Annotated in this window: 22 protein-coding genes and 1 pseudogene; 12 read left to right on the forward strand and 11 right to left on the reverse strand. The window is 63.2% G+C overall.

What is annotated here, in order from left to right; all coding sequences use genetic code 11:
- Window positions 1-7: 7 nt before the first annotated feature.
- From BB28_RS22040 to BB28_RS22055, 4 genes are read left to right on the forward strand one after another with little or no spacing between them, the layout of a single operon-like run.
- Window positions 8-721: a queuosine precursor transporter gene (locus tag BB28_RS22040; RefSeq protein ID WP_046255057.1), complete on the forward strand. Its 714-nt coding sequence runs from the start codon at window positions 8-10 to the stop codon at window positions 719-721.
- A gap of 39 nt (window positions 722-760) precedes the next feature.
- Window positions 761-1,396 carry a 5-oxoprolinase subunit B family protein gene (locus BB28_RS22045; protein ID WP_046255058.1) on the forward strand — a complete coding sequence of 212 codons (636 nt, stop codon included), beginning with the start codon at window positions 761-763 and terminating at the stop codon, window positions 1,394-1,396.
- A complete protein-coding gene (locus BB28_RS22050; protein WP_046255059.1) occupies window positions 1,393-2,268 on the forward strand; it encodes a 5-oxoprolinase subunit C family protein in 876 nt (291 codons plus the stop codon). Before BB28_RS22045 ends, BB28_RS22050 begins: the two co-directional genes overlap by 4 nt.
- A gap of 18 nt (window positions 2,269-2,286) precedes the next feature.
- Window positions 2,287-2,838 carry a GNAT family N-acetyltransferase gene (locus tag BB28_RS22055; protein ID WP_064393546.1) on the forward strand — a complete coding sequence of 184 codons (552 nt, stop codon included), beginning with the start codon at window positions 2,287-2,289 and terminating at the stop codon, window positions 2,836-2,838.
- Between the two features lie 59 nt (window positions 2,839-2,897).
- On the opposite strand, the pseudogene BB28_RS25740 reads toward BB28_RS22055, so the two are convergent.
- The 3 genes and pseudogenes from BB28_RS25740 to BB28_RS22070 form a co-directional block, all read right to left on the reverse strand.
- Window positions 2,898-3,458, reverse strand: a pseudogene (locus tag BB28_RS25740) (VC0807 family protein); the annotation flags it as partial.
- Window positions 3,459-3,502: 44 nt separating this feature from the next.
- Complete coding sequence (locus BB28_RS22065) at window positions 3,503-4,171, reverse strand: VC0807 family protein (RefSeq protein WP_046255060.1); 669 nt, start codon at window positions 4,169-4,171, stop codon at window positions 3,503-3,505.
- Window positions 4,172-4,191: 20 nt separating this feature from the next.
- On the reverse strand, window positions 4,192-4,851 hold the full coding sequence (locus BB28_RS22070; protein ID WP_046255061.1) for a VC0807 family protein: 660 nt from the start codon (window positions 4,849-4,851) through the stop codon (window positions 4,192-4,194).
- Window positions 4,852-5,324: 473 nt separating this feature from the next.
- Here BB28_RS22070 and BB28_RS22075 point away from each other — a divergent pair, with 473 nt between their 5' ends.
- From BB28_RS22075 to BB28_RS22085, 3 genes are all read left to right on the forward strand, one after another.
- Entirely contained in the window at window positions 5,325-6,008 is a 684-nt protein-coding gene (locus tag BB28_RS22075; protein WP_075874137.1) for an MspA family porin, read from the forward strand.
- A 382-nt stretch (window positions 6,009-6,390) separates the two neighbouring features.
- Window positions 6,391-6,852 carry a MarR family winged helix-turn-helix transcriptional regulator gene (locus tag BB28_RS22080; protein WP_046255063.1) on the forward strand — a complete coding sequence of 154 codons (462 nt, stop codon included), beginning with the start codon at window positions 6,391-6,393 and terminating at the stop codon, window positions 6,850-6,852.
- Between the two features lie 151 nt (window positions 6,853-7,003).
- Complete coding sequence (locus BB28_RS22085; protein WP_046255064.1) at window positions 7,004-7,432, forward strand: Hsp20/alpha crystallin family protein; 429 nt, start codon at window positions 7,004-7,006, stop codon at window positions 7,430-7,432.
- A gap of 27 nt (window positions 7,433-7,459) precedes the next feature.
- Here the strand turns inward: BB28_RS22085 and BB28_RS22090 are convergent, their stop codons facing one another.
- Window positions 7,460-8,428: an acyl-ACP desaturase gene (locus tag BB28_RS22090; RefSeq protein WP_030097259.1), complete on the reverse strand. Its 969-nt coding sequence runs from the start codon at window positions 8,426-8,428 to the stop codon at window positions 7,460-7,462.
- Between the two features lie 255 nt (window positions 8,429-8,683).
- A complete protein-coding gene (locus BB28_RS22095) occupies window positions 8,684-9,355 on the reverse strand; it encodes a TetR/AcrR family transcriptional regulator (RefSeq protein WP_052740409.1) in 672 nt (223 codons plus the stop codon).
- A gap of 97 nt (window positions 9,356-9,452) precedes the next feature.
- Between BB28_RS22095 and BB28_RS22100 the strand changes: the two genes are divergently transcribed.
- The 4 genes from BB28_RS22100 (at window position 9,453) to BB28_RS22115 (ending at window position 14,910) form a co-directional block, all read left to right on the forward strand.
- Window positions 9,453-9,935 (forward strand): DUF4383 domain-containing protein, encoded by a 483-nt coding sequence (locus BB28_RS22100; protein WP_046255065.1) that lies wholly within the window; start codon window positions 9,453-9,455, stop codon window positions 9,933-9,935.
- 53 nt (window positions 9,936-9,988) lie between these two features.
- Window positions 9,989-10,735 carry a cutinase family protein gene (locus tag BB28_RS22105; RefSeq protein ID WP_046255066.1) on the forward strand — a complete coding sequence of 249 codons (747 nt, stop codon included), beginning with the start codon at window positions 9,989-9,991 and terminating at the stop codon, window positions 10,733-10,735.
- 173 nt (window positions 10,736-10,908) lie between these two features.
- Window positions 10,909-14,094 (forward strand): bifunctional cytochrome P450/NADPH--P450 reductase, encoded by a 3,186-nt coding sequence (locus tag BB28_RS22110; protein WP_052740326.1) that lies wholly within the window; start codon window positions 10,909-10,911, stop codon window positions 14,092-14,094.
- An 87-nt stretch (window positions 14,095-14,181) separates the two neighbouring features.
- The gene (locus BB28_RS22115; protein WP_046255067.1) at window positions 14,182-14,910 is read left to right on the forward strand and encodes an isochorismatase family protein; all 729 of its coding nucleotides are present in this window, start codon (window positions 14,182-14,184) and stop codon (window positions 14,908-14,910) included.
- 59 nt (window positions 14,911-14,969) lie between these two features.
- Here the strand turns inward: BB28_RS22115 and BB28_RS22120 are convergent, their stop codons facing one another.
- Together BB28_RS22120 and BB28_RS22125 are read right to left on the reverse strand one after the other, a co-directional pair.
- Entirely contained in the window at window positions 14,970-15,497 is a 528-nt protein-coding gene (locus BB28_RS22120) for an alkyl hydroperoxide reductase (protein ID WP_046255068.1), read from the reverse strand.
- 1 nt (window position 15,498) lies between these two features.
- The gene (locus BB28_RS22125) at window positions 15,499-16,086 is read right to left on the reverse strand and encodes a peroxiredoxin (protein WP_046255069.1); all 588 of its coding nucleotides are present in this window, start codon (window positions 16,084-16,086) and stop codon (window positions 15,499-15,501) included.
- Window positions 16,087-16,182: 96 nt separating this feature from the next.
- Here BB28_RS22125 and BB28_RS22130 point away from each other — a divergent pair, with 96 nt between their 5' ends.
- Window positions 16,183-17,121: a hydrogen peroxide-inducible genes activator gene (locus BB28_RS22130; RefSeq protein WP_046255070.1), complete on the forward strand. Its 939-nt coding sequence runs from the start codon at window positions 16,183-16,185 to the stop codon at window positions 17,119-17,121.
- On the opposite strand, the gene BB28_RS22135 is transcribed toward BB28_RS22130, so the two are convergent.
- Genes BB28_RS22135 through BB28_RS22150 form a run of 4 tightly spaced genes read right to left on the reverse strand, consistent with a single transcriptional unit; the run spans window position 17,118 to window position 20,103 of the window.
- The gene (locus BB28_RS22135; protein WP_046255071.1) at window positions 17,118-17,882 is read right to left on the reverse strand and encodes an isocitrate lyase/PEP mutase family protein; all 765 of its coding nucleotides are present in this window, start codon (window positions 17,880-17,882) and stop codon (window positions 17,118-17,120) included. The genes BB28_RS22130 and BB28_RS22135 overlap by 4 nt on opposite strands.
- A 29-nt stretch (window positions 17,883-17,911) precedes the next feature.
- Window positions 17,912-18,604, reverse strand: a complete 693-nt coding sequence (locus BB28_RS22140) for a GntR family transcriptional regulator (protein ID WP_046255072.1) — start codon at window positions 18,602-18,604, stop codon at window positions 17,912-17,914.
- A complete protein-coding gene (locus BB28_RS22145) occupies window positions 18,585-19,349 on the reverse strand; it encodes a maleate cis-trans isomerase family protein (protein ID WP_081252313.1) in 765 nt (254 codons plus the stop codon). The genes BB28_RS22140 and BB28_RS22145 overlap by 20 nt, the downstream gene beginning before the upstream one ends.
- Window positions 19,342-20,103: a maleate cis-trans isomerase family protein gene (locus BB28_RS22150; RefSeq protein ID WP_030097271.1), complete on the reverse strand. Its 762-nt coding sequence runs from the start codon at window positions 20,101-20,103 to the stop codon at window positions 19,342-19,344. Before BB28_RS22150 ends, BB28_RS22145 begins: the two co-directional genes overlap by 8 nt.
- Between the last annotated feature and the right edge of the window lie 27 nt (window positions 20,104-20,130).

Consider the following 20,130-nt stretch of genomic DNA (forward strand, 5'->3'; position numbering starts at 1 on the left):
TCGCGGAATGGCGACAAGCGAGGTCGAGACAAGCTCCCAGGATCCTGTGGTCTTCGCCCAGGTGGGCCGCAGCTACTATCCGCTGCTGTCGGCTGTCTTTGTCGGAGTCGTACTCATCTCGAACGTGGCTGCCACCAAGGCAATTGGCTTTGGCCCGGTGGTCGGCGATTGGTCGCTGATCACCGACGGGGCGTTTGTGCTGTTCCCGCTGAGCTATGTGATCGGCGATGTGCTCAGTGAGGTCTACGGGTATCGCGCCACCAACCGGGTGATCCTGCTCGGGTTCGCGATGGAGCTCCTGGCATGCCTGGTGTTGTGGACGGCCAAGATCCTGCCGCCCGCCGACTTCTATCCCAACCAAGAGGCCTTTTCCACCATCGTCACCAGCATCACCACGCTCATGGTGGCAGGGCTCGCGGGATACCTTGTTGGACAAACACTTAACGCACTCGTGGTGGTGCGCATGAAGAAACGTTCCAAGGAACGCCACCTGTGGGCGCGGCTGGTGGGCTCGACGGTTATCGGTGAGTTCGCCGATTCACTGGTGTTCTGTTCCATCGCCGCCACCGCGCTGGGCATTCACACCTTCGGGCAGTTGGCGACATACACGGCGCTGGGCTGGATCTTCAAGTCCGTGGTGGAGATCGTGATGCTGCCGATTACCTATCGCGTGATCGCCTACATCAAGAAGCACGAGCCGACTTATACACAGGCCGGATAAATGCGCCCCTAGGCGTGCCCACGGGAGTACCGTCGAAGTATGAGTACCGCAACGGATTTGAAGGTGCGGGATCACGGGGATCGGGCGTTGTTGCTCGAGTGCACATCCGTGCAGGAAGTGCTGGCGTGGACGTCGGCGCTGAATGCCGACCCTATCGACGGCGTCACCGACATCGTTCCCGCGTCCCGCACCGTACTTCTCAAGCTCGACAGCCCAGCCGACCAGGCCATAGTGCGCCACCGGCTGACACAACGCACGACACCGTGGGGTACGGCGGAGAGCACCGCGTCGCCACCGATAACCATCCCGGTGCGGTACGACGGTCTCGATCTTGAAGAGGTTGCCGAGCACACGGGCCTCGGTGTGGATGGCGTCATCGCGGCACATACCGGAACGGTGTGGACGGTCGGATTCTGCGGATTCGCACCGGGATTCGCGTACCTCGTGGGCGGGGACACACGTCTGGCCATACCGCGCCGCGCCGACCCGCGCACCAAAGTACCTGCCGGTGCCGTCGCACTCGCCGGCGAGTTCAGCGGGATATACCCGCGTGAATCCCCCGGCGGCTGGCAACTGATCGGCCACACCGACGCCGTCATCTGGGACCTCGACCGCAACCCACCAGCGCTACTCACGCCCGGAACTCGGGTCAAGTTTCACGAGGTGACCGCATGAGACCCACCCTCGAGATCATGCGCACCGGCCCCCTCGCCCTGATCCAGGACCTCGGCCGCGTCGGCAAGGCAGCCATGGGGGTCGGCCGCTCCGGGGCAGCAGATCGCAAGTCACATTCGCTGGCCAACCGGTTAGTGGCGAACCCCGACCACCTGGCGACCATCGAGGTGACGCTGGGTGGCATGTCATTTCGGGTCTCCGGCGGTGATGCGGTGGTGGCGGTTACCGGTGCCGACACCGATCCGTCCGTCAATGGAATTCCCTTCGGCACCAACAGCATTACCCAAGTTCAAAGCGGCGATGTGGTGTCACTCGGCGCACCGCTCAGTGGCCTGCGCAGCTACGTAGCCGTGCGCGGTGGAGTCAGCGTGGCGCCGGTGATGGGCTCGCGCAGCTTCGACATCCTGTCTGGCATCGGCCCCAAGCCGCTGCGCGCCGGGGACAGGCTGCCGGTCGGACCACGGTCCCCTTCCTTCCCGGAGATCGAGCAAGCACCGGTGGCCACCATGTCCGATGACATCGTCGAGCTCAAGGTGGTGCCCGGCCCGCGTGACGACTGGTTCGTCGATCCCGACGAGCTGACACACGGAAGCTGGGTCGTCTCCGATCGCAGCGACCGGGTAGGCACCCGGCTCATCGGTAAGCCCCTAGAGCTATGCGACCCAGCGAGGCAGCTGCCGAGCGAGGGCGTGATCCGCGGTGCAATCCAGGTGCCACCCGGCGGCCAGCCCGTTATCCTGGGCCCTGACCATCCGGTGACCGGAGGCTATCCGGTCATCGGAGTGATCACCGATCAGGACGTGGATCTGGCCGCCCAGGTGCGGCCAGGACAAACCGTTCGGTTCCGCTGGTCAAGACCGCGCCTCAGCTAGGAGCATCCCGTGTCTACGATGCCGACAGTCCCCGTCATCCGGACCCATACCGCGCGACTCATCCACACCGCTGACCTGGATAGTGAAACACGCTACGCGGCACGGGAATTACTGATCGAAGCGTTTGAGGGTGAGTTCACCGAGGAAGACTGGGAACACTGCATGGGCGGTATGCATGCGCTCATCTGGTACCACGGCACACTGATCGCCCACGCCGCGGTCATCCAGCGCCGACTACTGCATCAAGGCCGGGCACTACGCACCGGGTACGTGGAAGGCGTTGCGGTAGATAGCGACTGGCGCGGCCACGGGCTCGGGCGCGCAATTATGGACGCGGCCGAACAGGTCTTACGTGGCGCATACGAGCTGGGCGCGTTAAGCGCCGATGACGAGGTCGCGCCGTTCTATCGGGCGCGCGGCTGGGTCCCCTGGCTCGGAACCACTCCCGTTGGTACGGCAGACGGCATTGTGCCCACCGAGGATGAGGGCGTGCACGTACTGCCGATGAGTTCCGGGGTTGATCCCTCCGGCTCGCTGACCTGTGACTGGCGCGGCGGCGACGCCTGGTGATGACCGCGGCGACGCAGGAACACCCAGATCACCGCGATCACAAACGCCAGCCGCGCAGCACTGCCGGCCGTCGCCAGTAGGCCGTTGACCACCTGCGCGATGTCCACCGGATACCGCAGGATGATTCCCGCCATCGCGGCAGCCTGTACCAACTCCAGCGAGCCGACAATCACACAGAGCCGCACATGCATCCGGTGATAGGCGCGCAAGTCCGCATCGCCCCAGTGATGACGAGCCACCCAACCCGGACGGATCAGGTCGATGATGACTTCGGTGAGCGGTCGCTTGGTCAAGCAGCTCCCGATATAGAACAGGCCGAACAACACCACCGGCACCACGTGGGTGAGTTGAGCCAGCTGCGGTGAGTTGGTCAGCAGCGCGACCACTAGCGTCGCGCCGTGCATCAGCATGATGAATCCCGCGACGATGTCGAAGCGCCTGTCTCGTACTGCCGTATAGATAACGCGCAACGCCGAGACGACCGCCGCGGCCATGAGGGCATGCAACTCCGAGGCACCCAGCAGGCGCATCCCGTAATACGTTCCCAGGCCGAGCGCGGCACTGACCAAAGCGTGTCCGAGTGTGAATTTCCCTGCACCCTTACCCAACCCACTCACCACAGCGACGGTACCGACGCAATCTAAGAGAGCCTGAGAAAGCGGGACTACCGGCCGGAGACGGCGCGTTCCTTACGGCGCAGGTACACCCGGATCGCAACGACAACGCCCACGATCAGTCCCCCCGTGGTGAGCATCGATACCACCGGGTTCACCGCCTGAACCACGTCGACGGAGAAGCTGTAGATGATCACCACCATCAGGGCACAGAACAGCAGGCTGAAGATCCCGCACCAGAAGCTGACAAGCACATGCAGGCGGTGGTACGAGCGTTGGTCCTCATCGGTCCAACCCTGTTCTTCGGCCAGTTTCTCCACGCCGCCGGGCCACAGTTTGGTGACCAGCAGCTCCGTCAGTGGTTTACCGATGAGGGCGCTGACCAGGAAATAGGTGGCCAGCAACATGCCCGGCACCTCGTTGGTGACCTGCGACAACCGTGGGTCGCGGGTGAGCCACGCCATGATGAGGCTGACACCAAAGATGGGCACCACCAGCAGTGAGACCGGATCCAGGGTCCGCTTCCAGGCCATCTTCACCAACGCCTGAGTGGCCGATACCGCAGTCGCGGCCATGAGCGCGTGCAGCTCCGAGAAGCCTGCCAGGCGCAGTCCGAAGTAGGCGCATAGCGCGGGTCCGACATTGAGCAGCCCCTCGATCAAGAGCTGACGGGGCGAGATCCCGCTCTCGGTTTCGGGCTGCTCGGTGGACAGGGACACCGCGCGACTGTATCCGGTCGTCAAGCTGCGGGCGAGTCGTACGTCATGCGCTGGAGGTAGCGCCGGATAACCACAATGATGCCGATGATCAGCCCCATTGTGGTCACCAGGGAGAAGATTTGGTTGACCGCCTGGGCGATGTCAACCGAGAAGCTGTAGATGATGACGATCGATATTGCCGACAGCAACAAGCTGATGACACCACACCACAAACTCACGTGGACATGCATCCGGTGATACGAACGGAAGCTTTCCTGGGTCCAATGGTGTTCGGCCGCAATCTCTTCGATCCGTCCGGGACGAGCCTTCGCGATCATCAGCTCGGTGAGGGGCTTGCCGATGAGCGCACTTCCGACGAGGAACAGCGATAGCAGGATGCCAGGAATGGTGTTGGACACCTGAGCCATACGCGCATCGGAGGTGACGAGCGCGATGACCAGACTGAGCCCGAAGTTGAACATCAGGAAGCCCGACAAAACGTCGAACTTGCGGTTCTTGATCACCTTGACCAACACCTGAATCGCGGCAACCACCGTGGCCGCGATCAACGCGTCAATCTCGGGCTGCCCAAACGCGCGCAGCAGGTAGTAGGTGCCGAGGGATGGCCCGGCGCTGGCAAGGACGTGCCGGAGCACGACGCGCGCTGATGCCTTCTGATTCTCTGCGGGCTGCTCGGGCACGCGGCGAGGGTACCCGGCGAAACTGGGAAATCCACCGCATTACCTGCGGCGGGTTATCGGCTCGTCGCATCTCGTTTCGCGGCAGAAGGATACAAGCAGCACCCCCGCTAGGTAGATAGCTGCTAGACGCGGCTAACGCACAACACGATCGCCCGCCCGAACGTACGGCACACACGATACTCACATGTTGTTTCCATGTCAACAATTATGACCGGACCGACTCCGGCAGGCGAGGCGTATGCATCAGACATGGCGCCGAACATCGCGAAAAGGGGCCCGACTTCTCGGCGTGCGCAAGATTATTCATGCACGTCACGACTGTAAATAGATTTTGTTGACATGGAAACTTATTTCTGGTTACGCTAGGTCCGCACACCAGGGCGGCGATCGGTAACAGACCTGTGGCCGCCGATCCCCGCCCGCCACACACTTCATCTCCACAGTCGATACACCACACACAAGGAGCATCTCGCATGGTCGACTCCGCACGAAAATCCGGTGCTAGAAAATTTGCTATAGAAGTCCGAGCGGTCACTCTCACGCTCCTGGGGACCGCACTCATCGCCGCTACACCCGCAATCGCACGTGCCGACATCACCGGCATGGCGCCGCAATCCAGCCAACGAACCACTGTCGATGGCTGGAATCTGGCCCTTGCCCTGTCTGGCGAGTCGATCAATGCGGTGCCCAACCTCGCGAGTGCCCAGAATTCGCGAGAAGCGTTTGTGACACTGTCGGCTGAGGCGACCATTGGAGGGACTGGTGGGAATCCAGTCTCAGCGGCCAACTTCACGGCCGGATATCAAGTCGGCTGCCAAATTGATGTGTCTCAGGGCCTCCAGATCGGAGGCACCGGCCAGCTCGGCGGCTCGCTGGGCACCAACATCAGCGCACAGCCTGGAATCCAAGCCGGGGGAAGCGGCTCAATCGGGGGCTTCTTGCAGACCAACTTGCAGCCGGGGGTGATCACCACCCTGCCCATGGGCAGCATGCCCATCACCAAAAAGATTGGGCGCCTTGATATGCAAGATGTACACCTGAAAGTAGATGCCTGCGGTGGGCCAGTAACAATCCGCTCGTACGCGACCCTCGCCGTCGCAACCGATATTCAACAAACCCAGCTCTCCGTCTACGGCGACCCGTTCGTCCTGCGGTAAATTGCCATCCATCGATCATGAAAAGTTGAGATGAGAACAATGCCAGCACTCCGCCACCGCCCACTGCGGCAGCTGATCATCGGCGCCGTGACACTTCTCGGCGCAATATCGAATTCTATTGTCGCGCAGGCAGATCCTCCAATCGCTCCGCCAGCGCCGCCAATCATAGGACCTCTCCAATACGGCCCTCCCGGCTACCCCGCCGCCATCGGCATTCCACTGATTCCCGCTGCGAGATCCGGGGTTTCGACGTCTGCAGATACCCTCAGCCCGACCCCCGGAGGGCGCACCCAAGCCCCCAGCGGCATCTCAGGAGTGCAGATCGCCGCCGACGTGCTCAACCCAACGCCGACTAATCTGCCGTAGAAAGCCGGTGTCATTGATGAAAAACTCACTTCTGGGCATGGACGAGAACGAAGAGCGGGCATGGCGTGGCCTTGTCTTGTTACACCACAAGCTATTCAGCCATCTCGAGCGCGAACTCATCCGGCGAAACGGGTTATCAGAACCTGATTTCGCGGTCCTCATGGAGCTGCTCGACGCTCCCGAAGAGCGCATTCGCTTCAGCAATCTGCGCGACAACCTCGGATGGCAAAAGAGTCGACTGTCCAAGCAGATATCGCGCATGGTTTCACGGGGACTCGTTGAGAAACTGGCCATCGACTCCGACGGCAGGGGTGTGCTCATCGCTCTAACCCCAGAAGGACAAGGGACAATCCTCGGCGCCATTCCCAGGCATTACCAGGATGTGCGCCAATGGTTTATCGATTCGCTCTCCAGCGATCAGCTGGAGAGCATCGCACAGTCCTCACAGGCAATCCTGGCCAACCTCCCCGCGGAGTGACTAGCGCGGCCCACGGACTCACCTATATTCCGCGTGCCACCTAGGACCTGTTCACCCTGGGCGTACGGAAATCGGAACTTTAGCGCGAGTCACTCAAGTTTGTACGTGTGACGGCCGGTTGAGACTCCGGCCCCGTAGAAGGAGACACGCTATGAGCAATCTGGTTTGGACACGCCGCAGCCCGTTCGCCGAGTTCGACGCGCTGGTGCGTCAGTCCTTCGGCCCGGCCACCAGCTGGCCCACCCCTGGTTTCGTTCCGTCAGCTGAAGTGGTCAAGGACGGCGCAGACGCACTGGTCCGTCTGGACTTACCCGGCGTCGACGTCGACCAAGACGTCACGGTCGAGGTCGAGCGCGGCAAGTTGGTGGTATCCGGTGAGCGTCGCGATGCACGCGCCGAACAAACGGAAGGACGCGTACTGCGCGAGGTCCGCTACGGCACGTTCCGTCGCACCTTCACATTGCCCACCCATGTGACGGGTGATGCGATCTCGGCGAGCTACGACGCCGGCGTGCTGACCGTCAAGGTCGCCGGCGCCTACGCAAACGCCGAGGCGCAGAAGATCGAGATCACCAAGTAATCGGCAGGCCGAGAAGGGAAGTCCGCACTATCCGGCGCGGGCTTCCCTTTTCTTCGCCTCACGGGCCAGCATGCGGTCGCGCTGCTCTTCGAACTTAATGACTTGGCGCTTAAGGTCTTCCACGTACGCGGCGAGCTGCTCGCGTCGCTGCTCTCCCTTGGCACTGAAATCACTGCGATCGAAGATCCGCCACTTCCGTAGATTCGGCGTGACAACCTCTTCGAGATGCTGGCGGGGGTCGTAAATGCCGTGTTTGGCCATCAGCACACCATTACGGCGGAAGTTCGGCATGCCCTGTCCGGGCATGCGGAAGTTCTCGATTACCGCGGCAATCGCCTCCAACGCCTGATCTGGCACGAGATCCAGTGCGGCACTGCACATATTGCGATAGAAGATCATGTGCAAGTTCTCGTCGGCGGCGACACGTTGCAGCATCCGGTCCGCGACGGGGTCGTCGCACACCTTGCCGGTGTTGCGGTGACTGACGCGGGTAGCCAGTTCCTGCAAGGTGGTGTACGCGACCGAGAGCAGGAAATCAGTCTTGTGTACCGACTCTTCCTCGTCGGTGGGGTTAAAGCCTGCGGTCATGTGTTCCATGCGCGCCCGCTCCAACGCCACCGGATCTACACCCCGCGTCACAACCAGGTAGTCGCGAATGACGATGCCGTGCCGGTTCTCCTCGGCAGTCCAACGCCCCACCCAGGTTCCCCAGGCACCATCGAGACCGAAGTACTGGGCCGCCTGACGGTGGTAGGACGGCAGGTTGTCCTCGGTAAGCAGGTTGGTGATCATCGCCGCCTTGGCAACCTCGCTCAGCTGTGACTGCTCCGGGTCCCAGTCGTCGCCGCCCATCTGCGCAAAATTACGACCGCGTTCCCAGGGAACGTAGTCGTGCGGATGCCACTCCGTGGCCACCGACAAATGACGGTTAAGGTTGGCTTCAGCAACGGGTTCCAACTCGCTGAGCATCTCAAGGTCGGTCAACTCTCTTGACATTTCACCTTGTCCTTCGCGTTGGAACCCCGAGCCCACGCACAGGGTAACTTATCTGAGCAATGCTTTAAGGCGCATGTCAGCCACGACTGATTGCCTGCAACTTCCACCCCGACCACACCGCCGGACGGGTCACCATGCCTGTTTCGTCCCCCACAGCTGGGCAACGGCTTACTACAGACCCGATATTCGAACCGGCTTCGCTGCACCATAACCCGATGAGAGCAACATCACTAACTCGGCCGTGTCGCATCGCCCTCACGCCGAGGAATCGCCGCCCGAGTCCAACATCGGGGCCAGGTAATCCAGTGCGAACCGGCGCGCCTGTTCCTCGGTCTCGAGCCCAATGGCGGTCTGCCTCGTAAGAATCAAGGACAGGGCAATACGTATGTGCAACTCGGCGACCGTACGCAAGTGAGCCAAGATCTGCCCAGAAACCTCTGCCTCACCATAGATCTCGCTCTTCCAAAGGCTCGCGCAAAACTCACGGAATGCCCCGATCAGAGGGCCGGCTTCTGTGGTGAGCGCGGGCAATATCGAGTCCGGCTCGGTTTCCAACAACCTCCGCAGGAGCGGGTGATCGAGGATGAATTCAACAGTGTAGGAAGAGCTTTCAGCCATCCGATCGGCCAGCGTCATCGTTCGACCCTCAACACGGGCGGACACCCCGCTCATGTACTTACGTAACTCCGCGTACACCACCGCTTCGGTCAGGGCCCTCTTGTTCGGAAATCGCCGGTAGACCGTCGCACGGCTCAGCCCAGCGCGCTTGGCCACGTCGTCAACCGTCGATCGGCGCCAGCCCACCACCGCGATCTGTTCGAAGGCGGCCGCCAGTACCCGCTCGGTGAGTTCGTCGACATCATCGGGCAGGCGCAGCGCGGCAGGATCGGCCGAGGCCAGCGTATTGAGCAGTGTGTCCTCAGTCACTTGCGTCGCGCGCTCCTTGTCACTCCTCCGGATGCCGACCATACTTCAGAAACAAAGATATGAAAATTGTCTCACAATCTCTGCCTGAGGAGTACACATGTCTCGAGCTGCGTTTTCTCGCTACATCCAGGACGTATGCGCAAGCCGCGTTCAGTTCCTCACCTTCCTCATGGGTGTTTGGTTCACTCCACAGGGGCCCATCGGGCTGATGATCAACCACGACTTTCCGCTGCGCTCCACGCACGAGATGTACACGGCGTCGTTCTATGCGTTCGGCGTCATCCCCGTGGGTGTCAATGGCTGGCATGCGCTATTCCACCTGGCCACCGGTATTGCGCTACTGATTGGCGCCCGGACTCGCACTAACGCCATCCGTTATGCGGCCGCGGTGGCGCTGGTCTACTGGGCAATGGTGGCGGTGTGCATCGGTGGCGGCATGACCGTGTGCAGCGTGATGGCCGTCGACACCGTCGGCAACTGGGTCCACGGCTCCGAGGGGCTGATCCTGGCCCTGATCGCCGCCTACGGCGTGATCAGTGGGAACAAGTCACCCGTAGCCCAGGCCGTCCCGGCCTCCTAGGCGCCCTCCGTCGCACTGGGCGGGCAATCGAGCCGGTCGGTATTTTGAAAGCCGTGCGAACTGCGATATGCCGCGCGGCAGCGGCCGCCACTGCCTTCTTGATTCTGCTCGGCGGGTACGGCCTGCAATCCCCGCAGACGGCGCACGCCTCAAGCTGCGCTGACATTGACCTGGCCTTTGCGCGCGGCACCAACGAGCCCGCGGGCCTCGGCGATGTTGGCAAGTCATTCACCGATGCCGTGAAGAAGCAACTGCAGGGTGCCAAGGGGATGACCATCTCCACCTACGGCGTGGACTACCCCGCAAGTATCGATTTCATCCAGGCCGGCAAGGGCTCGGACGATCTGAGCAAGCACATCCAGAAGACCGCCGCCGACTGCCCGAAGATGAAATTCGTCGTCGGGGGTTATGCACAGGGCGCGGCGGTGGTAGATGTGCTGCTGGGCAGCACGCCGCCGGGCACCTACACCTTCACCAATCCCCTGCCTGCCGGGCTCGAGCAGCGCATCGTCTCCATTGTGCTGTTCGGTGATCCCAAGAACATTCGACCGCCCGGCGTCGATGCCAACCTTGCGATCCGTGAAGACCTGCTGCACAAGGTGATTGACGTCTGCAATCCGGGTGACTTCTTCTGCGACCCGCAGGGCGGGGACATCGTCTCGCACACCACCTACGCGAAGGACAAACTCACCGACGGCGCGGCCGAGACCGTGGTCCAGCGCCTGGTCGCAGCACTGGGGAATCGCTGCCCGGGCGGCGAGCCATCGGGCGCCTCCACCACTTGCGCGCCCAGCGCGTAACAGGAGGCAGGCGCCCCGTTTCGCCGGTTCCGGCATGCAGGGACGGCCCGACGCAGAACAATCAAACCACCCCAACCACGACATTGCGTGGGTTGTAGCCACATGTGTACAGTCGTGGATGGCCATGCTGTAGACAAATGACTACAGCGGCAGGAGCGGAGGGTGACGAGCGCATGAGCAGCGATATTCGCGTGGTGGAGCCGGGCGAGTACACCTCACCCGCACGTCCACCGGAGATCGAAGGCATCCCCTGCGCCGACGGAAGACCACTGCCACCCGGCCCGGTGCCGGGCCGCCCCTATGCGCTGCCCGCAGATCTCCTCGTCGAGGAGTTCGGACCGCTCTTCTATGCCGATTTCGGGGTTTCGCGCCGGCTGTATGCCTGCTCGCTGGCACTGGTCGAGGAGCTATGCGACGAGAGCCGGTTCATCAAGGGCATCACCGACCGGCTGGACCGATTCCGTCCACTCGCGGGCGATGGATTGTTCACCGCCTACCCGGGCGAGCCGAACTGGCAGAAGGCCCACGATGTTCTGTTGCCCGGCTTCAGCTTCAGCGGTCTGCGCAACTACCACCCGGCCATGCTCGATATCAATCGTCAGCTCCTTGCCCGGTGGGACGCGAGCGCCGGCGAGCATCTTGTGGACGTGGCCGAGGATCTGGGCAAGCTCGCCATGGATACGGTCGGGCTGGCCGGGTTCGGGGCGAGGTTCGACTCTTACCAGCGGGAGGGACTTGCGGCTATTCCGGCGAGCTTCGCCGTCGCACTGCACCAGATGCTGGCTCCCGGAGGCGAGAACAGCGACCTGTTCGCGGCCGAACAGCAGAAGCTGCACACCTTCATCGATGAGCTCATCGCCCGGCACGACGACGGTGCGGACGAGCACGAGAACCTGCTCGGACTCATGCTCGCGCCCGGCACCCCGCAGACCCCGGCACTGGAGCTGAGCAGCGTTCATTCTCAGGTCCTGACGTTCTTGATCGCCGGACAGGACACCACCTCCACAGTGATGCCGACGGCGCTCTACAGCCTGGTCAAAAACCCTGCCGTGCTTCACCGGGCTCAGGCCGAGGTGGACGCGCTGTTCGGGCCAGGAGACGAGCACACCCCCACGTTCGACGAAATCGGCAAGCTCCGCTACATCCGTCAAATCGTGGACGAGACACTCAGGCTTTCGCCCCCGGTCCGTGAATTCGACCGAATGGCAACAGAAGACACCCTGCTCGCCGGGCGCTACCCGGTGCGCAAGGGTGAAGTCGTCACTGTCCTCACGACCGCGCTGCACCGTCAGCCGGAATGGGGCGACAACGTGGAGACTTTCGACCCAGACCGGTTCTCGCCGGAACGATCTGCCAAGCGACCGGTGAACCTGTTCAAACCTTTCGGCACCGGAGCCCGATCCTGCATCGGACGGCAGTTCGCGCTGCACGAGGCGACGATGGCCCTAGCGACACTGGTACACAGATACCGCTTCATCGATTCCGAGCACTACCAGTTGCGAACCCATAGTGATCTCATCAGGAAACCGGTGGGCTTTCGGATGAGCGTGGCACGACGCACTTCCCAAGACCGCCAGCATGAATCGGCAGCCGCGACCACCGTCACACAGCAGGAGTCGCCGCTACCGTCGGTCACCGCCGCACCGGGATCCGCGCTGACCGTCTTTCATGGCTCAAACCTGGGTACCTGTCGAGCACTGGCACACCAACTGGCCGAGGAAGCTTCCGATCTCGGCTACCAGACGACTGTCGCCCCGCTGAACGAAGCGACACACGCGCTGCCCAGCGAGGGCGCCATGGTCGTCGTCGCCTCCTCATACAACGGTCAACCGACTGACGATGCCCGGCAGTTTCTCACCTGGCTCGATGGCGCAGAAGCACGCGCGGACGGCACACTGCGCTACGCGGTACTCGGCGTCGGGGACCGGAACTGGGCCGAGACGTACCAGGCGGTGCCTCGAAAAATCGATGAACGCCTCGCCACGCTCGGTGGCACGCCAATTGTTTCCCGTTGCGAGGCAGACACTTCCGGTGATTTCGCAGGCAGCGTCGAGTCCTTCTCGCAAGCACTCTGGACTTCGTTGGGCACAGTTGCCGGTGCGGATACCCCCACCGGCACCCTCGAGGGTCCCCTCTACGAACTCCGCGCCATCGACGGGCCGGTGACGGCGGCGATCGATGCCCGGTTCGAGGTGATACCCATGACCGTTCTGGAGAACCGGGAATTGGTCGGCGCCAACAACCCACTGGGACAGGCCAAGCGCCTGGTACGTGTGGCATTGCCCGCCAACGTCGAGTACCACACCGGGGACCACCTCACCGTCCTCGCCGACAACCAGCCTGAAGTCGTGGACAAAGCCGGAGAGTCACTCGGCCTCATCTTGGACCGGCGCATCTCCATCAACGCCCGGCGCAACAGCCGCCGGGCCATTGCGCTGGACCGCGAAGTAAGCGTGCGCGAGCTACTGACCCACTTCCTCGAATTGCGTAAGCCGGCCACCAGAACGCAGCTACTCCGGTTGGCCGCGGCGAACCCCTGCCCACCTGAGCGATCCGCACTGGAGGCGCTCGCCGAGCATCCGGAGACGCGCTCGCTCGGTATCGCGGGGTGTCTCATGGAGTTTCCCGCCACCACACTGTCTCGCGCCGAACTTCTTGAATTGTTCGAGCCGATGACGCCACGGCACTACTCGATAGCGTCCTCGGCCCGGCAGAGCCCGGGGATCGTCGAGCTGGTGGTCAGCGTGCTCGATGCTCCCGCCCGATCCGGGTTCGGAGATTATCAAGGAGTGGCCTCCAACTATCTCGCCAACATCGCACCAGGACAACAGATCCGGGCACGGGTCGACCAGGCCCGGCAGGCGTTTCGTGCCGGGGCCGACCCCGCCCGCAATGTCATCTTGGTCAGTGCCGGTACCGGGGTCGCACCGTTCCGGGGATTTGTCGGTGACCGGCTGGCCGCACAGCGCGCCGGCGAGCCGTATGCTCCGGCACTCTGCTTCTTCGGCGTCCGGCATCCGGAAGTCGACTATCTGTTCCGGGACGAGTTCGCGGCCGCCGAACAGTCGGGCGTGGTCCACATGCGCCCGGCGTTCTCTCGCGCATCCGAGAACGGCATCAAGTATGTACAAGACCGGATTGCCGCCGACGCGGACGACGTCTGGGATCTGCTCGGCGACCCGGCCAAACACACGCATGTGTATGTCTGTGGCGACGGCGGCAAGATGGCCCCAGCCGTCCGAGAGGCATTCTTGGATATCTATCGAAAGCACACCGGCGCCACCGAACCTCAGGCGCGGAACTGGCTTACCGGCCTGGTGGAGGCCGATCGCTACGTGGAGGACGTCTGGACGGAGTGAGGCTTACGGTCCCGCGCCGCGAAGCCCGGCCTCAGCGGCACGTAGTGTTTCTTGAAGGTCCCTGATTCTTCAAGCGGGAGTGAACCGATGCGCAGACGCACCTTTCTCCGTTCCAGCTCCGTGGCATTGCCTGCCGTCGCGCTGGGCCTCTCGACAGCCGGGAGTGCCACTGCCGACGTTCGCCCCACCGGGTCAATTGCCTACCCGTTCAGCACCATTGAAGTGCCTGCGAAAAGCGCGCCGTGGACCCTGGAAACGGACCGCGCCGTGCTGCTGGTCCACGATATGCAGCATTACTTCGTGAAGGCATATGCGCCACAAGCCGATCCCATCGCCACCGTGCTGAAGAACATTAAGAGCCTGCTTGACGTCGCGCACGCCCACGGTGTGCCCGTGCTCTACTCAGCGCAGCCCGGCGGCATGACACCGGAGCAGCGCGGACTCTTCGGTCAGCTCTATGGGCCGGGCATGCCAGACGACGACGCCGAGCGCGCGATTGTCGATCCCATAGCGCCGATGACGACAGATACCGTGCTGACGAAATGGAAGTACAGCGAGTTCTTCCGCTCTGAACTTCTGGACATTCTGCGTAACACCAACCGCGATCAGCTGATCATCGTCGGCGTCTACGCCTTCTCCGGAATCACCGTGACATCCGCCGACGCGGTCCAGAACGACATTCAGGCATTCGTCGTCTCCGATGCCGTGGCGGACTACACCGCTACGGGGCACAACCAGGCACTCGCCTGGTGCGCGGAGCGGACCGCCAAAATACTGACCACCCGGTCAGCGATAGCGGCACTTGATAACTCGTAACAGCTGACGGCACGACAAAGGCCGCTTGCGTCACACGCAAGCGGCCTTATGTCTTGTGCCTAGACCAGCGCGGGCACGGTGGCCAGCGCCTGGGCGACGCCCGAGACGATCGCCGCGATCTTGAGCGCCTCGAGAATCTGCTCGCGGGTCAATCCGGCCTCACGCAGCACCTTCTCGTGCGAGCCGACGCAGAAGTGACAGCCGTTGATGGTCGACACCGCGAAGGACCACAATTCGAACTCCGCCTTGTCGACGCCGGGATTACCGATGATGTTCATCCGCAGACCCGGGCGCAGGTCGTCATAGGCGCCGTCGAGGAAGCCCCGCCCGCGGTAGAACACGTTGGTCATCGCCATGATCGAGGCCGCGCCGAGTGCGGCATCCAGCGCCTCGGGCGACAGCACGGTGGCAGCCTCTTCGCGAATCTCCTTGAACACCTGGTCGTTCCGGGTAGCCGCCGCTGTCGCGACGAGAGTGCCCCAAAGCTGGGCCGGCGACAGTACGGTGCCACGGGCGACCGTACCCAGGTTGAGCTTGAGATCCTTGGCGTACTCGGGCAGCGCCTCTTTCAGGTTGTCAACACCCATGTCAGACGCCCGCGCTCATCAGCTCGCCCGCATCGATCGTCGGGTCACCCTTGCGCCAGTTGCAGGCGCACAGCTCATCGGACTGCAGCGCGTCGAGCACGCGGAGCACCTCGTCGACGTTGCGGCCCACCGAACCCGCGGTGACGGAGACGAACTGAATGATGTTGTCGGGGTCGACGATGAAGGTGGCGCGGTCGGCCACACCATCGGAGTTCAGTACGCCGGACGCCTCGGCCAGCTCACGCTTGAGATCGCTGAGGATCGGGAACGGCAGGGTCTTGAGGTCCTCATGCTGTGCCCGCCACTGGAAGTGCACGAACTCGTTGTCCACCGACGCACCCAGCACCTGGGTGTCGCGATCGGCGAACTCGTCGTTCAGACGGCCAAAGGCAGCGATCTCGGTCGGGCACACGAAGGTGAAATCCTTCGGCCAGAAGAAGATCACACGCCACTTGCCGGGGTGGTCGTCGCTGGTGACGGTGGTGAAGTAGTCGTCAGGCTGCTGGGCGTTCACCTTCGACAGATCGCCGCCGATGACCGCAGTCAGGTTGTAGGCCGGGAATTCATCGCCGATGGTCCGCAGAGTCACGATTCTCCTTCACGTATTCGCTGAATGCTTACTGGCACCATCGTGCCGGAAATCTTTCAAAAACAAAACGTGATTGTTGGCACTATATTGATAGGTATGTCCGATCGTAGTTATCAGCCGGCGCTGGTCGGCCTGCGTGCTTTCGTGGCTATCGCACGAAAGCGGCACTTCGGAAGCGCCGCCGCCGAGCTCGGCGTGAGTCAGCCCTCGCTGTCACAGGCCCTGTCCATGCTCGAAGAGGGGCTGGGTGTGCGGCTCGTCGAGCGCAACACCCGCAAGGTGCTGCTCACTCCGGAGGGCGAGGCGCTACTGGAGAAGGCCACCAGCGCGCTGGATGCGGTTGACGAATTTACCTCGGCTGCAAGCGGGGTACGCGATCCGTTTGCGCAGACGCTGCGACTCGGCTTGATTCCCACGGTGGCCCCCTATGTGCTGCCCATGGTGCTCAGCGGACTGTCCCGTGAGTTCCCGGAGATGTCCTTGCGGGTCACCGAGGACCAGACCGGACGGCTGCTGCGATCCCTGGCCGATGGGTCCCTGGATGTGGCAGTCATGGCGCTGCCCGCGCAAACTCCCGGTATGGCGGAGATTCCCATGTACCGGGAAGATTTCGTTCTCGCCCTGCCGTCCGGACATCCGCTTGCCGGCAGCACGAAGGTCGAGCCCGCCGATCTAGCGGATATGCCGCTGTTGTTGCTGGACGAGGGACATTGCCTGCGCGATCAGGCTCTGGAGGTATGCCAACTCGCGGGCGTGCGGCCCGATCTCGGACACACCCGCGCGGCCTCGCTGGCCACCGCCGTGCAGTGTGTCGAGGGAGGCCTCGGCGTCACGCTCATCCCGGGCACCGCCGTCACGGCCGAGACCGCCAGCGGCGGCCTGGCCACCGCCACCTTCGCGGCGCCGGTACCGGGTCGGCGGATCGGCTTGGTGTACCGCGCGATCAGCGGCCGGGACGACGCCTACCGACGGCTGGCCGAGCTGCTGACCCAACTTGTCGCGGCCGTGCACCCGGTCTTGGCCGAGGCCGTCTAACGCCAGCGGGCGAGGATTTCCTCTGCCCGGGCCGAGAGTGCGCGCTGCAGAAACGGCCCGAAACTGATCCGCCCGACGCCCAATGGACCAAACGAGGCCGGATCGTCCACATCGGGCAGCGCGATCGCGTTCACCGGAAGCGGCAGCTCAGATGTCAAGCGTCGCTGCACATCCGGATCATGGCGGCCTACCGGGTACAGCGAGTCGGCACCCGCCTCGGCGGCGAGCGTGAGCCGCGCGATGGCCCGATCCACCCGGTCCGACTCGTCTCCGATTTGGCGAAGGAGAAGGTCAGTACGCGCATTGATAACCACCGGCACGCCCGACTCATCGGCCGCAACCCGCAGTGCCCCAACAAGATCGGCATGTTCCTGCGGCTCACGAATCCGGCCGCCTTCGCTATGCACCGAGTCCTCGATGTTCAGACCGACCGCACCCGCCTCGATCAGTCCCTCAATGAGCCGCCGTGGCGTCTGCGCATAGCCGGACTCGATATCCACGGACACCGGCAGGTCCACCGCGGCGGTGATCTGCGAGACCCGCGCCACCACATCCTCAAACGACATGCCCTCCGCATCGGCCTTGCCCACCGAATCGGCGAGCGGATGCGAGCCCACCGTCAACGCCGCGAAACCGGCATCGGCGGCGAGCTTCGCGGACCACGCATCCCACACCGTCGGCAGGAAGACCGGGTCACCCGGCACATGAAGTGACTTCAGTAGAGCGGCCTTGGCGGCGAGATCACCGGAGGTGTTGGTCATGCCTACATCCAACCCCGTCCCGCGCGGATTTACTCCACCGATGCACCCGCAGAGCCGCGGCGCGCCATGAGGCGCGCGACCGCATCGTGCATGTGCTCCTCGATCAATCGATACGCAGCAGGTGCATCACCGGCGCCGATCGCCGCGCACAGGACCTCATGCTCACGGACTTGTTCCGTCAGGTCGGGGTAGGCGCCCTGCAGTTCTCCCAGCAGCATCCGGGTCTCCAGCAGCAGGGTGCGCATGGCGCGGCGCAGCCGGGGGCTTCCCGAGGAGTCCACCAGCACCTCGTGAAAGTCCTGATCGGCGTCGGTCACCGCGACGATGTCGCCGCGGACGGCTGCTTCGGTCATCACCGCCACCGGCACGAGTAGCCGCCGGTAGGCGGTGACGGTGTCGCCGGACATGATGCATTCCAACGCCGCTCGTTCGATGGCCGCCCGCGACCGGTAGACATCATGGACGTCTTCATCGGTCAGCTCGATGACGAAGATGCCGCGGTTGCGCTCGCTGCGCAGCAGACCCTCCGATACCAGGCGCTGCATGGCTTCGCGTAGTGGTCCACGGGAGACCGCGAACTGCGCGGCCAATGACGCCTCCCCCAGCTGGGCTCCGGGCGCCAGCACACCGCGCATGATCGCGATGCGCAACCGCTCGGCGATCAGTTCCGCGGTGGATTGGCGCTCCAGCGGCGCGAACTCCTCAGGTACCAGCGTCGTCATGTCGTCTCCTGAAAAGCCGCCCTAGGCCGAAGACCGGCACCTCCGGGACTGGATGTCGCCGGCCCTGCGGCTCCGTGATTAATCGCAAACCTTCCCACACCGTCACCTGGTTGGCGGTCAATACCACCTTGTCCAGCCGAGATTCGAGCCGCTCGACGTGCGCGACGGTGTGCATGGCGGTGTCGGGAATCAACAGCGCCTCGGCGTCTGGATGGTCGTGGGCATCTGCCAGCTCGTCGACCTGGCTCGCGGTAAGCCTGCCCACCTCTGCCGCCGTGTCGATGCCCGCCTCACCCATCGACACGACCTGAATATCGTGCGCGGCCAGAAATGCGACGAACAGCTCGGCGATATCGCGCGGGTAGCTCGCAGCCACCGCCACTTTCGAGATTCCGAGCGCTACGGCGGCGTTGACGAAGGCGAAGGAGGTGCTCGACGCCGGAGTACCACTGGATTCGGACAGGAGCGCCACTTGATTCGCCGCGCCCTGCGGACCGTAGACAAAGCTGCCCGAGGTGCACGCCCACACCACAGCACTCGGTTCATGAGGGCGCAGCAGTCGAGCACCCTCGGCGAGCTTCTCCGGACTGCCCAGATCGAGCAGTTCGGGCACCGCATGCAGATCGGTGCCGTAGATGTGCACGACGGGGAAGTTCATGTCCAGCTGGCGCGCCACCAGGGGGTAGTCCGACTCGGCCGCGTGATCGGGGTAGATGAATCCCACCGTCGGACGCGTATTACTCACTCGAACCTCCTCCGAAGACATCGCGGAGCCACTTACCGGGCCCCATCATGGGAAGACTCATCCGGTCCAGACAGGCCCAGATGGTCAGTTGGTTAGCCGTCAATACCGGCTTACCGAGTAGCCGTTCCAGCGGCTCGATCACGTCATAGGTGCGCAGGTTGGTACAGCTGACAAAGATCGCTTCGGCATCATCGGTGTCGGCAGCGAGAATCCGCTCGGCGACAGTGCGGTAGTTGACCTTCCAGATGCCCCCGCCCAGGCCCAGATGATCTGTCCGCACCACCGTTACACCCAACTCCCCCAGGAACTTCGCGAGCAGCTCGGTCAGCTCGGCGTCGTAGGGAGTGATGACGCTGATCCGGCCGATACCCAAGGCGGTCACGGCCTCCGCCAGCGCGCCCGAGGTGGTGACGGCAGACTTGGCGCCGGTCGCCATGATGGCCTCAACCAGCGACCGCTCGTGTTCGACACCGCGAATGAAGCTGCCCGAAGTACACAGATATGCAACGACTTCCGGCTCGACGTGCAGGACGTCGCGGGTGGCCGCCTGCAGGTGAGCGGTATTGGAGACCAACTCGGCCATGGCCCTGCTCACCGGTACCGGCTCATAGGGAGTACGGGCCAGATGCAGTGACACCTCGGCCGGAACCCAGCGCCACAGCTCACGTTCCAGCGCAAGGTCGAAAGGCGCAATGATGCCGATGCCACGCTGATCAGCCGACTCCGAGAAATCGGGAAGAGACGAGAAATCCACCGGCAAGACCTAACACTCGCAGCATCG

The sequence above is a fragment of the Mycobacteroides chelonae CCUG 47445 genome (assembly GCF_001632805.1).
Taxonomy (GTDB): domain Bacteria; phylum Actinomycetota; class Actinomycetes; order Mycobacteriales; family Mycobacteriaceae; genus Mycobacterium; species Mycobacterium chelonae.